The 13,687-nt window shown below is 48.4% G+C and carries 16 protein-coding genes; 14 read left to right on the plus strand and 2 right to left on the minus strand.

All coding sequences use genetic code 11. The features are described from left to right. Window positions 1-198 precede the first annotated feature (198 nt). Genes pgsA through lepB form a run of 4 tightly spaced genes read left to right on the plus strand, consistent with a single transcriptional unit; the run spans window position 199 to window position 2,621 of the window. On the plus strand, window positions 199-789 hold the full coding sequence (gene pgsA / locus ACAN56_RS19385; protein WP_379145098.1) for a CDP-diacylglycerol--glycerol-3-phosphate 3-phosphatidyltransferase: 591 nt from the start codon (window positions 199-201) through the stop codon (window positions 787-789). A 16-nt stretch (window positions 790-805) separates the two neighbouring features. After that, on the plus strand, window positions 806-1,672 hold the full coding sequence (locus ACAN56_RS19390) for an SDR family oxidoreductase (RefSeq protein WP_379145101.1): 867 nt from the start codon (window positions 806-808) through the stop codon (window positions 1,670-1,672). A 30-nt stretch (window positions 1,673-1,702) separates the two neighbouring features. Further along, window positions 1,703-2,104, plus strand: coding sequence for a DUF4265 domain-containing protein (locus ACAN56_RS19395; protein ID WP_038590124.1), 402 nt, complete (start codon window positions 1,703-1,705; stop codon window positions 2,102-2,104). A gap of 22 nt (window positions 2,105-2,126) precedes the next feature. Further along, window positions 2,127-2,621, plus strand: a complete 495-nt coding sequence (lepB, locus tag ACAN56_RS19400; protein ID WP_038590128.1) for a signal peptidase I — start codon at window positions 2,127-2,129, stop codon at window positions 2,619-2,621. 4 nt (window positions 2,622-2,625) lie between these two features. On the opposite strand, the gene ACAN56_RS19405 is transcribed toward lepB, so the two are convergent. Further along, window positions 2,626-2,931, minus strand: coding sequence for a Dabb family protein (locus ACAN56_RS19405; protein WP_379145104.1), 306 nt, complete (start codon window positions 2,929-2,931; stop codon window positions 2,626-2,628). Between the two features lie 200 nt (window positions 2,932-3,131). Between ACAN56_RS19405 and ACAN56_RS19410 the strand changes: the two genes are divergently transcribed. The 5 genes from ACAN56_RS19410 (at window position 3,132) to ACAN56_RS19430 (ending at window position 7,121) form a co-directional block, all read left to right on the plus strand. Then, window positions 3,132-3,593: a hypothetical protein gene (locus ACAN56_RS19410; RefSeq protein WP_379145107.1), complete on the plus strand. Its 462-nt coding sequence runs from the start codon at window positions 3,132-3,134 to the stop codon at window positions 3,591-3,593. A 159-nt stretch (window positions 3,594-3,752) separates the two neighbouring features. Continuing rightward, window positions 3,753-4,787 carry an HD-GYP domain-containing protein gene (locus ACAN56_RS19415; RefSeq protein WP_038590137.1) on the plus strand — a complete coding sequence of 345 codons (1,035 nt, stop codon included), beginning with the start codon at window positions 3,753-3,755 and terminating at the stop codon, window positions 4,785-4,787. Between the two features lie 203 nt (window positions 4,788-4,990). Further along, window positions 4,991-5,731: a GTP pyrophosphokinase gene (locus ACAN56_RS19420; protein ID WP_038590140.1), complete on the plus strand. Its 741-nt coding sequence runs from the start codon at window positions 4,991-4,993 to the stop codon at window positions 5,729-5,731. 102 nt (window positions 5,732-5,833) lie between these two features. Continuing rightward, on the plus strand, window positions 5,834-6,508 hold the full coding sequence (locus ACAN56_RS19425) for an HAD family hydrolase (protein WP_379145111.1): 675 nt from the start codon (window positions 5,834-5,836) through the stop codon (window positions 6,506-6,508). Between the two features lie 58 nt (window positions 6,509-6,566). After that, window positions 6,567-7,121 carry a YfiT family bacillithiol transferase gene (locus ACAN56_RS19430; protein ID WP_379145113.1) on the plus strand — a complete coding sequence of 185 codons (555 nt, stop codon included), beginning with the start codon at window positions 6,567-6,569 and terminating at the stop codon, window positions 7,119-7,121. A gap of 80 nt (window positions 7,122-7,201) precedes the next feature. Here ACAN56_RS19430 and ACAN56_RS19435 read toward each other — a convergent pair whose 3' ends face one another. Continuing rightward, window positions 7,202-8,056: an alpha/beta hydrolase gene (locus ACAN56_RS19435; protein ID WP_038590143.1), complete on the minus strand. Its 855-nt coding sequence runs from the start codon at window positions 8,054-8,056 to the stop codon at window positions 7,202-7,204. 178 nt (window positions 8,057-8,234) lie between these two features. Here ACAN56_RS19435 and ACAN56_RS19440 point away from each other — a divergent pair, with 178 nt between their 5' ends. The 5 genes from ACAN56_RS19440 (at window position 8,235) to ACAN56_RS19460 (ending at window position 13,687) form a co-directional block, all read left to right on the plus strand. Continuing rightward, complete coding sequence (locus ACAN56_RS19440; protein ID WP_379145116.1) at window positions 8,235-9,827, plus strand: sensor domain-containing diguanylate cyclase; 1,593 nt, start codon at window positions 8,235-8,237, stop codon at window positions 9,825-9,827. A 155-nt stretch (window positions 9,828-9,982) separates the two neighbouring features. Then, the gene (locus tag ACAN56_RS19445) at window positions 9,983-10,735 is read left to right on the plus strand and encodes a cupin domain-containing protein (RefSeq protein WP_379145117.1); all 753 of its coding nucleotides are present in this window, start codon (window positions 9,983-9,985) and stop codon (window positions 10,733-10,735) included. A 151-nt stretch (window positions 10,736-10,886) separates the two neighbouring features. After that, window positions 10,887-11,570 (plus strand): response regulator transcription factor, encoded by a 684-nt coding sequence (locus ACAN56_RS19450; protein WP_038590152.1) that lies wholly within the window; start codon window positions 10,887-10,889, stop codon window positions 11,568-11,570. Then, window positions 11,567-12,826: a HAMP domain-containing sensor histidine kinase gene (locus ACAN56_RS19455; RefSeq protein WP_379145119.1), complete on the plus strand. Its 1,260-nt coding sequence runs from the start codon at window positions 11,567-11,569 to the stop codon at window positions 12,824-12,826. The genes ACAN56_RS19450 and ACAN56_RS19455 overlap by 4 nt, the downstream gene beginning before the upstream one ends. 99 nt (window positions 12,827-12,925) lie before the next feature. Further along, entirely contained in the window at window positions 12,926-13,687 is a 762-nt protein-coding gene (locus tag ACAN56_RS19460; protein ID WP_038590158.1) for an ABC transporter ATP-binding protein, read from the plus strand.

Consider the following 13,687-nt stretch of genomic DNA (forward strand, 5'->3'; position numbering starts at 1 on the left):
ACGAAATGGAACGCCAGTTCGTTTTATTGAAAATATATGAATTTATATGCTCCACGCTATAAATTATCCTCTATTTCTCGCTGAAACGGATACCGTCCTTTTGAGGACGGCGAAGCCGGTTCTACTTGCTTAACTACATTTCCAGATATAACCTATTCTATGATATGATGAGTGAAAGAATATACAAGGAGGACGTCGATGAATCTGGCGAATAAGATAACCGTGACGCGCATATTAATGATTCCGGTTTTCGTAATGCTGTTTCCTATATATCCGGATGGGTTAGTCAGCAAATCAGCTCTTCTGCAGCATATTGATCTGTATGGAGTTTATTATGCTGCAGCCGTATTTATTCTGGCCTCGGTTACAGATAAACTGGACGGTTATATTGCAAGAAAATATAATCAGATTACGAATCTTGGCAAGCTGCTGGATCCGTTGGCCGACAAACTGCTGATCTCGGCAGCATTGATCTTAATGGCGGGCCGGCACGATATTGCTGCCTGGGTTGCCATTACTATTATCGGCAGAGAGTTCATTATAACAGGGATCAGAATGACGGCATCTGCGCAAAAAATCGCCCTGCAGGCCGATAAGTCCGGAAAACTGAAAATGGTATTTCAAGTGGCGGCGATCTCCGCAGTCTTGTTAAACAATTGGCCATTCAGCTTCATCACGGCTATCCGCATTGATCAGATGCTAATGTACTGTGCGCTTGTCCTGACTGTCTATTCGGGTTATCTATACATAAAGAATAATTACCGTATTCTGAAGCTTGATCAACATTGAACAGCAGGAGGTATATGTGATCCACACTAACAAACAACCCTATGACAAAATAGCGCTCATCACTGGAACCTCCAGCGGGTTTGGGATGCTCAGCGCGCTTACCCTTGCGGAGAAAGGGTATCAGGTTATCGCTTCTATGCGGGATTTAAGCCGTAAAGACGAGCTGGTGCAGCAGGCTGAGCAAGCCGGAGTTCTAGGGCGGATTCATCTGGTGACAATGGATGTGACAGATACGGCATCCATTGAATCGGCTGTCTCGGAGATTATTGAGCAGTTCGGCAGGGTCGATGTTTTGGTTAACAATGCAGGTTTTGCTGTCGGCGGCTTTATGGAGGAAGTAAGTATGGAGGAGTGGCGCCGGCAGATGGATACCAACTTTTTTGGCCTGGTGGAGGTCACCAAGAACATCATTCCCCTGATGCGCAAGCAGCAGACGGGCACTATTATAAATGTCAGCAGCGTGAGCGGACGGTTCGGATTTCCCGGTTATGCGCCATATGCTGCTTCAAAGTTCGCGGTTGAGGGCTTCAGCGAGAGCTTGCGCCAGGAACTGTCGTCATTTGGCATAAGAGTTGTGCTGGTGGAGCCCGGATCTTTCCGCACGCCTATCTGGGGCAAAGGGATCGCGGGAATTCAGAGCCTGGCCGATTCACCGTACAAGGAGAAGCTGGAAGAGGTGCTGCGTTATTCCCGGAGAACCGCAGAGACGGCTCCCGATCCCCGGCAGGTGGCTGAGCTGATCGGGCGTATTGCCGCAATGTCCGCACCGAAGCTGCGTTATCCCGTTGGGAAAGGGACTAGAACGCTGATTCTCGGTAAAACGCTGTTTCCCTGGAAAACGCTGGAACGCATCATCGCCCGGTCGCTCGCAAAATTGAAATAAGCTGTACATCATAAGAATTGAGGTGTGACCATGCCGGATACTGTGGGGCTGCACATATGCTTCGACGAGCTTGGCCGTGAGATTGAAATCCTTGATGTGACCCCGGTAGCGCGGGATAAATACCGCATTGAAGAGACACCGATCTTTAACCCGGGTATCGCGCTAGGCGACATCATCAGAGTGAAAGAGAAGCAGGGCATTTCATATTACGTGGAGACGGTGGAGAAATCCGGGTTCAGAAGATACGCCTGGCTGCTCAGCAAGGAAGCGGCAAGCTCGAAGGAGATCCGGGATATGAAGCAGCGCATCGAGGACGACGAGGGGAGAACGGAGCAGATCTTCGGCGGTTTGCTTGTCATCCATATGCCCTATAGCTCTGGAATTGATGTCGAAGGCGAAATGGCCAGAATTATTGAACGATTTGAACTCTAAACTAATCAACTGAGGTGGCAAAATGAAAAAGTTTCTGAAGCAATGGGTGCCCAGCATCCTTATCGGGGTTGTCCTGTCCTTATTTATCCGTACTTATGTTGCCGAGGCGATGCGCGTGCCTACCGATTCAATGGATCCAACGATCGAGGTTAACGACCGTCTTGTCGTAGAGAAAATGCTCTGGCTGACCACGCTGAAGCATGGCGATATTGTTGTGTTTATTCCGCCTGTAGAGGGCGTGCAGAAAAAATACGTCAAACGGCTGATGGGACTGCCGGGAGACACCGTTGAGATTAAAGATGGGGCTTTGTTCAGAAACGGGGAGAAGCTCGACGAGCCGTATCTTAAGGAAACGATGAACTATACCTTCGGGCCAGTTACCGTTCCTGCAGACCACTACTTTTTCCTCGGTGACAACCGGAATGTCAGCTATGATGCCCATTTGTGGCCGACGCCTTTTGTGGCCAAGGATAAGCTGATCGGCAAGATGCTCGTCGACCTCAGTGATCTTTTCTAACCCGTTACTTCGCGATGGGATAATCAACAACTACGACATTTTCAATAATCCCCTCAAGCAGTTCAACAAAATGGCGGTGTGCCGGATGCGGCCCGTATTGGCGGAGGGCTTCCTGATCTGCAAAGGTCACGCGAAGCCCTAGTGTGTATCCATGCATATTCTCAGTCTCTTCCGTGACATTCACACCTGCCGTAAGTTCCACGATTCCCGGTATTTGGTCCTTTAAACCCAGAAGTGTCTGCACCAGCAGCGCTTCTTTTTGTGGTTCATAATACTCATTAAATTTAAAAATAACCAGATGCTCGAACATTTTATAACCTCCTGAAAGTTTTATGAGCAATCGCTCCTTTGTTTAACTTCATCACAAAACGGCTTCGGAAGCAAACGCTTAGTTTTGTGAGCAATCGCTCCTTTGTTTAACTTCATCGCAAAACTGTTTCGGAAGCAAACGCTTAGTTTTGTGAAGAGCAGTTTCAGTATACAACACAGGTCTCGTGAAAGGAGTACATTATGCGGGATACTTTTGCAACAAGCATCAAATTTCCCTTTGCTTTAAGATCAATGCTGGGTATGGTTTTCCTGATCGCCATCGAAATTCAAATGATTTATATAAATTCATCTAACACGGCTAATCCTCACCCTGTACTGAGTTATTTCGTAGTAATTTGGCTCTGCGTCTGCGGTTTGTTGCTGCTGTTTTTTATGTTTCAAGTGCTGCGGAAGGCAACTGAAATTAAATGGGGGAGAGAGTCCATCTTTCTCCGAAATAGAAGGCTGTTGCCGGGAGAGATTAAGTGGATTATGATTGATGGTCCTTTAATCGGTATCATGCCAAGAGGCAAACGTATCGTACCTGTCAATCTATGCTTCAGATTTATGGATGACCGGGAGCAGGCGATGAAGGGGTTGACCAGCTGGGCTGAAGTAAACGGGGTCCAGCTAAAATACAAAAGATTTTTAAAATGGATGTAAAATCATACCGGTGGGTGGCTAAAGTAGGGGATTCATTTGAACTATGCCGGCGGCGTGAATGCGACTTTCACCATATTGTTACTTTGAGCACTTTTGACTATGATCAAGTAAAGCTCTGGGAATTTATTGATTCCTGTACATAAGAAGGGGTGCTGATACTTGAAAGTACATGTCACAGATCTCAAAAATGGCGATTGCCTTATCACGGACACTTTCAATAGTCTGGGCCTGCATGTTCTCCCTAAGGGAACTGTCGTAGAACGGGAGGAAATTACCATCCTGATGCGGCACAAAATAGATTATGTGGATATTGAGGCGCGCTTGCTGTCCCGTGATGGGGAAGATGCGGATTTAACCCACGGTTTAAATGAGGATTTTGATCTTGCGATACAAAACTACGAATCTATTTTTATGGAGGCGCTGGCTCAGGGAAGCTTTAGCCCGTCCATGGTGGACGGCACACTGCGGCCGCTGCTGGAAACACTGGATGCGCAAAAAGATGTGGTTTCTCTGCTGCTCCTGCTTGACCGGGACGATATTGACACCTATCAACACTCTTTGCTGGTAGGGATGCTGTCTTATTATATTGCTTCCTGGCTTGGCTATTCCAAAGAGGAACGGTACATGATCAGCCGTGCCGGCTATCTGCATGATATCGGCAAAAGCCAGGTGCCATTGTCCATTCTGAATAAAGTTGGACTGTTGAACGCTATCGAGGAGGACGAGCTGAGACGCCATACTTCCCACGGCTACGATATCATCCGCAGCTCTATGAAGGATGAAGGTACAGCGCTCGTAGCGCTGCAGCATCATGAGTTTGAGGATGGTTCAGGTTATCCGAACATGATCCGTAAAGGTGAAATTCACCCGTATACCGAAATCGTCACTGTAGCAAACATTTACATGGGACTTACAACCTCGCGACTGAACCAGCCCAAACAGGGATTGGTTACCGTGCTGCGCCAAGTGCATGAGATGGGCTTCGGCAAGCTGAACGGTAATGTAGTACAGGCGCTTACAGGACATATGCTGCCAGGCTTCGTAGGCAAGAATGTCCGGCTCAGCAACGGGGAAATAGGCACTATCGTGATGAATAATCCGCTGGATCTGTTCAAGCCGCTGGTAAAAGTGAACGAAACGTTCAGAGATTTGTCACGGGAGCGCAGCCTGTCGGTTGAAGAGGTATTTATCTAAAAGGTATTGGGGTATCACCAAGCCTGCTCATAGCAAAGGCTATCTGATGGGGATCTGTAGCAGACCCATCGGATAGCCTTTTTGTGTACCGCCGGATTTGAATTCAGCCGGTAGATTGGCTATGATGAATGAAAGATTACTATAGGGATCGTCAGCCGAATGGACATACGGGACTTGTAGAAGTTAGAAGAGGAGAACTAATTATGAATGTCGACAACAACCAGATGGAGAATTTAAAACAGATCAAACACGAATTGACCCGCTTTATGATGATTTATAGATTCGCTCTGGAGGAAATGGAGACCAAGATTGAAATTTTGAAACAGGAGTTTCAGATCCTTCATGACTACAGCCCGATAGAGCATACCAAATCACGGATCAAATCCCCGGAGAGCATTATGAGTAAAATGCTGCGCAAGAACAGCGAGCTTTCGCTGGCTGCCGTGAAATCCAGCATCAAGGATATCGCCGGCCTGCGAATCACCTGCTCTTTTATCTCGGATATATACAGTGTCAGTGAAATGCTGCAGAAGCAAGATGATCTGAAGGTGCTTGAGGTTAAGGACTATATTAAGAATCCGAAACCGAATGGGTACCAGAGTCTGCATCTGCTTGTGGAGGTTCCGGTATTTCTGTCGGACTGCACGGAGCTGGTATGTGTTGAAGTGCAGATCCGTACGATTGCGATGGACTTCTGGGCTAGCCTTGAGCACAAAATTTTCTATAAATACAGCCAGTCGGTACCTGAACATCTGACCCGCGAACTTAAACAAGCCGCCGATAAAGCAGCTGATCTCGATCTGCAAATGGAACGCCTGCACCGTGAGATTCAGGAAATTAAAGACGCCCAGGAGGACGATTCTTTTGAAGAATTGCGCCGGATCATCCTCAATAACCAGCAATTACATCTGCCCGCCGATTTCATCAAGCTGTTAGGGAATTAGTCATAGTCTGAGCAGTGCTGATGCGTATAGCATGTACATATATTTACTGGAATTCACCGGCAGTGTTCGTAGCGGCACGCTTTAATCTCTAGGAGGAAGTTCATGAAACCATACAAAGTGATTAGCCTGGATATGTTTCAGACACTGGTAAACATCCAGGGCCGGACGGGAAATGTGTGGAGGCCGATCCTGCAGGAGCGCTATAGCGAGGAACGGGCGGCAGAGCTTGGCGGGCTGCTGTTAAGCCACTATTACAAGGCCGCGACAGCAATCCGCGATTCCGGGGTCTACTGGACCAGCAGAGAGATATACAGCGACAGCTTCCAGAAAGTGTTTCAGCAGGAGGCAATGGAGTATGATTACCTGCAGGCAGTAGATGTTTTATTTGCCGAACACCGTTTGTCAGAGTTGTATGAGGAGACGGAGCATTTTTTGCAGCGGGTCACTGGAGAATATCAAGTGTGTATTGTCAGCGATACAGATGTGGAGATGCTTCCCGATTTCTACAAGAGTTATCCTATCAGGCTGTTTACTTCAGAAGAGCACCTGTCGTATAAGAATGACAGCCATAACCGGATGTTTGGCGAAGTTATTGCGCATTATGGTGTAGAACCCGGACAGATTATCCATATAGGTGATTCTGTTTCAGATGTGCTGGGAGCGGCAAGAGCAGGCATTAAGGCCTGCTGGCTTAACCGGAATCAGGAGGTCTGGAACCATGAGGTGCAGCCGGATTATATGGTGAAGAATTTGGATGAGTTTTACGAGTTGCTATAAGGCTGCGCGATTTATGCACGTCAAGGAGAGGCAGTTCCGGAAGGAGATGGACTTTATTATGGAGAACTATACATCAGCAGATCAGGAACTGGACCGTTTGCGCTACCCTATCGGAAGGTTCGAAGCGGCAGAATGCCGGACAGGCGAAGCACGGAATCAGTCGGTTCAAGATATCCGGCAGCTGGCGGATGTCTTAAGCAAAGCAGTAGAGCTGCTGACACTGGAGCAGCTGAACACACCCTACCGGCCAGGCGGCTGGAGCGTACGGCAAGTGGTGCATCATCTGGCAGATACGAATATGTATGCCTATCTGCGTTTTAAGCGGGGATTGACTGAGGATGCCCCCGAGATACCTTCGTACCGGCAGGATTTATGGGCGGAACAAAGCGATTACCTGGAGGAACCCACTGAATCTTCTCTTCAGCTGCTGAAGCACCTCAACGGGAGATTTGCACTTTTGCTGGATGCAATGAACGAAGCGGACTATGATCGAACCTTTGTAAGCCTGGGACTCGGGACAATGACGCTGGATGCGGCAGTCCAAAGATATGTATGGCATAACCGTCATCATACCGCTCAAATCAGCTCATTGGTACTTCGAAGCGGCTGGTAATCGCCCCTAATTAAAAAGAGCAAGTGGTCGGGGAAAACGTCCCGCCGCCTGCTCTTTAATTTTGTCCGGCCGCGGATGTCTTAGTCCCGGCTGGCTTGAACGATTTTATCGGCAATTTGCCGAGGATTCGTGTGAACGGTTGTCATATGATCGCCGGTCCCTTCAATGTAGCGGAACATTCCCAAATGGCTGGACTGGCCGGGATGCCAGCCGGAAGCCCCTTGAGGCAGCACAGCATCTTCTGTCAGGAACAGATAACTTTTAGGCAGCTGTAAGCTGTAGAACTTCTTAAGATCAAGCTTCTGAAATGCCGGACCTGCCGGCTCGGGAATAACCTTCCGGTATAGGGATTGTGCCTGCTCAAATGTGGCTGTATTGACGAAGACGTCGCGGAACAGGCTAAAGGGCAGCATAATCGTATTGTTGCCTGATGTTTTCAGCAGATTTCCGAACAGCTCCTGAACGGGAGCGGGGAACTGGTCCGCAACGCTTTGTCCGTCCAGAGGCACAAAGGCGTCAAAAAATACGAGCCGCTTAATCCGGTCCGGAACCTGCTCGGCGGTTTTCTGGATCACAGAGCCCCCAAAGCTATGCCCAAGCAGGATTATCTCATGCAAATCTTTCTGCTTGATGAAATCTGCCACTGACTTTGTTACTTGTTCATGAGTAACCTGCGTATTCTTGTCCCCGCCATGACCGGCATATTCCGGCGTATATACGGTATGTCCCATTTTGCGCAGTTCTGCTGCCGTCTCATCCCAGAAGCTGGCATCCACCCATGCCCCGTGCACAAGTACGAAGGTAAGACTTTGCTTGGCTTCAGGCTTGCCTGTTACAGCAGCAGCATCAGCTTGTCCGGCCAACAGCGGCTGAAGTGCCAGCAGGATCAGGAATACCGCAGTCAGGCTTAAGGTGAGTTTGTTTTTTATCCACATTATTTTCGTTTACCTCCTGCTGTTGTTTTATACATCCCACAATGAGAAGGATACCCTGTAGGCGGGCAAAAGATGTGCCGGCAGGTGCAGAAAATGGGAAAAAATATGCAGGTAGACTCTGTTTCGCAATCGTTTATAATTAGTACAAATAGGCTCGCGAATACAAGGAGGTTTAGGAATGCCTTTACCACGGGGAGCAGATGCCCGGTTCAAAAAGAAGCTTAGTCTGACTTGGCTGCTTATTGCCCTGGTAACACTCGTGTTTCTGCTCACAACAACGATTTTGCTCATCGGTTCATATGAATCTAAGAAAAAATCACTGATGGAAACTACACTTAATCTGAATCTGTCCAATGCCGAGAGAATGAGCAAAACAGTAGATTCACTATTTCTTTCAATGCGCAGCAGCCTGCTGTATAGCGCAGATCAGATTTCCAAGCTTGAGACACCACAGCCTGGTGCAATTGACCGCTATTTGGAGCTAATGCGCAACAGCAGCAACTATTTTAATTCGATAATTCTGATAAACGCTGACGGCGTGGTTCTTAACAATTCACCTGCATCGCTGGGGATCGTCGGGCAACCGATAGTATCTCCTCCAGTCAAGGAAGCGCTGCGGTTAAAAAACTCATATTTATCCGCACCGTACACCACCACCTCAACGGGAAGAATGCTTTTCTTTATGAGTGAGCCGCTGTACAGCGAAGATAAGGGATATCTTGGAGTGCTCGGAGGCACCGTCTATCTGCAGGACTTTAATATCCTCAATATGATTTTCGGGAATAATAACATAGATGATTCCGGCTCTTATTACTACATCGTCAGCTCTGAAGGGCATGTGCTGTTCCATCCCGATAAAGAGCGGATGAACGAAGATGTTAGCGCTAATAAGGTGGTACAGAAGCTGATGAAAGGTGAAAGCGGACAAATGGAGGCTCTAAACGTAAAGGGGCAGTCCATGCTAGCCGGCTTTTCCGCCGTTCCGGCGAATGGCTGGGGAATTGTCGTCGTTTCACCAGTAGATTTCATTCAGGAACAATTAATGGCCCATATGCGCAAGATTCTTACTTATACGCTTATTCCTTTTGTAATTTTGCTGATTTTTGTTTTTCTGCTGGCCCACCAGTTGGCCAAGCCATTCGTGTTTCTAGCTGACCTGGTGAACAGGATCGGCAAAGACAATATGAAGGTGCCTGAACTGAAACCTCATTGGAACCGGGAAGCGGATCTGCTGACCCAAGCAGTCGTTATGGCCTGGAAAGATATCCAGAAGCAGAATGATCAACTGGCCCAGGAGGCGATGACCGATCTGCTGACAGGGCTTGTGAACCGCAGATCACTGGAAATCAGTATGAATCAGTGGATCGCCGCGCGAATGCCTTTTTCCCTGATCGTCCTGGATGTGGACAAGTTCAAATTTGTGAATGATACGTATGGCCATTTGACTGGTGATGAGGTGCTGCGCCAGGTAGCCGGAATTATCAGCGCCAGTGTCCGTCCAGGAGATGTATGCTGCCGTTTCGGCGGAGAAGAGTTTGTAGTGCTGCTTCCAAGGACAAAGGCTGAAGATGCTTATATCGTCGCCGAAAGAATCCGCAAGACATTGGAGAAAAGCGATGTTCCTCTGGCTATGCGGGTAACTTCCTCACAGGGCATTGCCCATTATCCCACTCACGGCGTTTCGCTGGAAGAACTGCTTGGACAGGCGGACCGGGCGTTATATGCAGCCAAGAATAGAGGCAGAAACCGGACTATTATCGCCGGTGAATAAGGTCGCAGCATCTTTGCGGAAAATTAATAAGCTGTATCCATGGGGTAATTTTATTCCTGGGCTTGGAGTGAGAAAGTCGTCACCTGGGCCTGGGCGGATACATATCCTACTGCAGAACGAATAAAAAACGGTCAGCAGAAGGGAAGGATTGCAAAGTGACGTCATACATGGATTACAAGTCTCCCAATACACAGTTTTCTTTTGATGTAAACAGCAATACAACGTTTAAGAAGGATGCCAACAACTATATCAATACCTTGTCAATTAAGGAATTGAACACCCTGGATAACACGTCTCTGCTTGATATTTTCCTCAGCAAATCCAATGTCGTCGAACCGCATTATCATCAAAATGCTGCGGAGCTGGTCTATTGCATCTCCGGTGCGGCAGTGGTTTCCATAATCAATCCCTTTACGAATGAGCTGCTGCATTTCCCGATCTGCCCCGGTCAAGTGGCGAATGTGCCGCAGGGGTGGTGGCATTATGAGGTCGCAACGATGGATTGTACCCATCTGCTGGCTATCTTTAATGCACCTGTCCCGGAAGTGATTCTGGGTTCGGACATTCTGAGTCTCACGCCGGCGAATGTACTTGCCCATACTTACTGTCTTAACGAAGCTAAAGTGAAGGATGCACTGGCTCCGCTTCAACCGGGTACCTTTATCGGACCGCCCGCGGACTGCTGTGAACCATCAAAGATGGCAGGTGAAAATATCGCAGCCCCCAATATGGCTCCTCACATGCCTATGCATGTTCCGCATGCCCCGCAAGCGCACTCCTTCGGGTACCAGCCATACGCCAATCCCGGCTATTATGGCCAGCCTTATGTTCAGCAGTATCACCAGCAGCCTTATGCCCAGGCCTATCCGGTTTATCAGAATATGGTGAACCCTCCGGAGAATCTGTAAACTTATCTCATGTCCATCACCAAGTGAAGCCTCAGCGCTATCCTGAACCCGTCGAATTGACGGGTTTATTTATTTTGACTCTATATTCATGGTATCGTAGAGAGAGTATTATAGGTTTGTAAATTTTAACGATAGATGGAGATTATGCAAAATGAGATATGATGTCTTAATTGTCGACGACGAGGCCGTGCTGGCGGAAACTACCTGTGAGTATCTAAATATGTTTGAGGTTCGGACCGCTTATGTAACCAGTGCGGCAGAATGTGAGCGGTTTGTGCAGGAGCATGAACCGTCACTTATTCTACTGGATATTAACCTGGGTGAAAGCTCGGGTTTTGATCTGTGCAAAAAACTAAGAGGGACATTGCAGATCCCGATTCTGTTCATAAGTGCCCGTTCCAGCGACGATGATATTCTGATTGCGCTTAATATTGGCGGAGACGATTACATCCATAAGCCCTATACACTCAGTGTGCTGCTGGCAAAAGTAAAGGCTGTGCTGAAGCGGTACGGTAACAAGGATCAAGCGGAACAGCTGGAGTTTGGTCAGGTGCGGATTGATACCCAGCTCTCCCGTGTTCTCGTAAACGGAGAGGAGATCCGTTTCAAAACCATGGAGTACAAGCTGCTCTGTTATTTGGCACAGCATAAGAACCGGGTGGTGCCGAAGGAAGAACTATTCGCCAAAGTGTGGGAAGATTCGTTTACCGGTGATGGAACGCTGAATGTGCATATCCGCCACCTGCGTGAAAAGATCGAATATGATCCCAACAGTCCGCAATATATTAAGACCGTGTGGGGAAAGGGCTATGTGCTGGAGGATAGTCCGCGATGAGGTCCAGGGGAGTGCTCCTGACAATGCTCGCTGTTTTTATTGCAGGAGTTGTTTTTTCGCTGTCCATCATCCCGGAAGGCATTGACATGAGGCTGGATATGGTTATGGCCAACGATGTGCTGAAGACCGTAGAGAAGAACTGGGAGCGGATTGAGCAAGGCGATTACAGCGGCGTCACGCAGCAATTCGCTGTATTGGATCAAGAGGGCTTATTGCGCTACCAAACGGCGGATGGAATGTTCACGGGGCTGAATGAAGCCATCCGCAACAGGGATGCAATCCTTGACGTAACGGTGCAGGGAGTGACGGCAGGCAAGCTCATTATCCGGGAGGACTACAGCGCAAAGCTCAAGCAGAACAAGCACCAGCTGGCGACGGTCATCACGGTCAGTTTTTTCATGATGCTGGTATTGGGCGGGCTTTATGTTTTTTATTTGCAGCGGGCCTTTATCTCACCCTTCAAGAAACTGCAGGGTTTCGCACGGAATGTGGCCCGGGGGAATTTGGAAGTTCCGCTCAACATGAACAAAAATAATCCGTTCGGCGTTTTTACCGAAAGCTTTGACATTATGCGTGAACAGCTCGCTGCGGCCCGGAAAAGCGAATATGAAGCCAACCGCAGCAAAAAAGAGCTGGTGGCTAGCCTCAGTCATGATATAAAAACCCCTGTTGCTTCGATTAAGGCGGTCAGCGAACTGATGCTGCTTCGCGCAATGGATGCGAAGGACATACGGCAGCTGAACATGATTAATGCCAAAGCCGAGCAGATAGATCTTATGATAACGGATATGTTTCATGCGACGCTGGAGGAGCTGCAGGAATTAAAGGTTAAAGGAACTGAGGAATACAGCAGTATCCTGGATGATATTCTGCAAAATGCCGACCTGGATAACCGGATATTTCACGACCCGATCCCGGAGTGCATGATTTATGCGGATGCGCTGCGACTACAGCAGGTTTTCGACAACATCCTTAGCAACTCCTATAAATATGCAAATACTGCGGTAACCGTTGTTACTTACCTAACCTCCGGTTATTTACAAATCGATATTATGGATTACGGCAAAGGTGTTGACCCGGATGAGCTGCCGCTGCTGTTCAACAAATTCTACCGGGGACAAAATATTACCGGTCAGGCCGGAGCGGGACTCGGTCTTTATATCTCCAAATACCTGATGCAGGGCATGCAAGGGGAGATTGAATGCAGCAATCGTGATGGCGGCTTTACGGTAAGCCTGCGATTAAAGCTCGTGTAAACGAATTAAGGAATGGTTAAGGTTCCGGCAAAGAAGGATTAAGAATTGATTGTGTATGATAGATCTGCAAGCAACTAATGAACAAAGGATGATCCATTCATGCAGAATACAATTCTCAGAACCGAAAAATTATGTAAAAGCTTCTCTTCCGGCGGAGTACAGCAGCATGTGCTGAAAAATTTGGATATCAGCCTGATGGAAGGGGATTTCACGATTATCATGGGCAGTTCGGGTTCGGGCAAATCGACACTGCTGTATGCCCTGTCCGGTATGGACAGACCGTCGCTCGGTGAAGTTCATTTCGCGAACGCCAACATTGCCAAGCTGAGCAATGACCAGCTTGCCATTTTCCGCAGGAACCATTGCGGATTTGTCTTCCAGCAAATCTATCTGCTGGATAACATGAGTGTGCTCGACAACATGCTTGCGAGCGCTCTGCTGGTGAGCCGGAATAAGCGGGAGCTGACCGCTAAAGCGAAGCAATTGCTTAGCCAGGTAGGGCTGGAGGAGCCCACATGGGGCAAGTTTCCTTCGCAGCTGTCCGGCGGTGAAGCCCAGCGGGCCGGAATTGTGCGTGCGCTGATCAATGATCCCAAGATCGTATTTGCGGACGAGCCTACGGGAGCGCTGAATTCCGCATCAAGCACCAATGTGCTTGATATCATGACCCGGATCAACCGGAGCGGACAAAGCATTGTTATGGTGACCCATGATTTCAAAACGGCTTTACGCGGCAACCGGATCCTGTACCTGCGCGACGGAATGATTTGCGGTGATCTTCGGCTGGATGCTTATGACGAAGGGCAGCATCAGGCAAGGCATGACAAGCTGGATGCCTTTCTTGCTGAAATGGGGTGGTAA

It is taken from the genome of Paenibacillus paludis (assembly GCF_042610515.1).
Taxonomy (GTDB): Bacteria; Bacillota; Bacilli; order Paenibacillales; family Paenibacillaceae; genus Paenibacillus_AQ.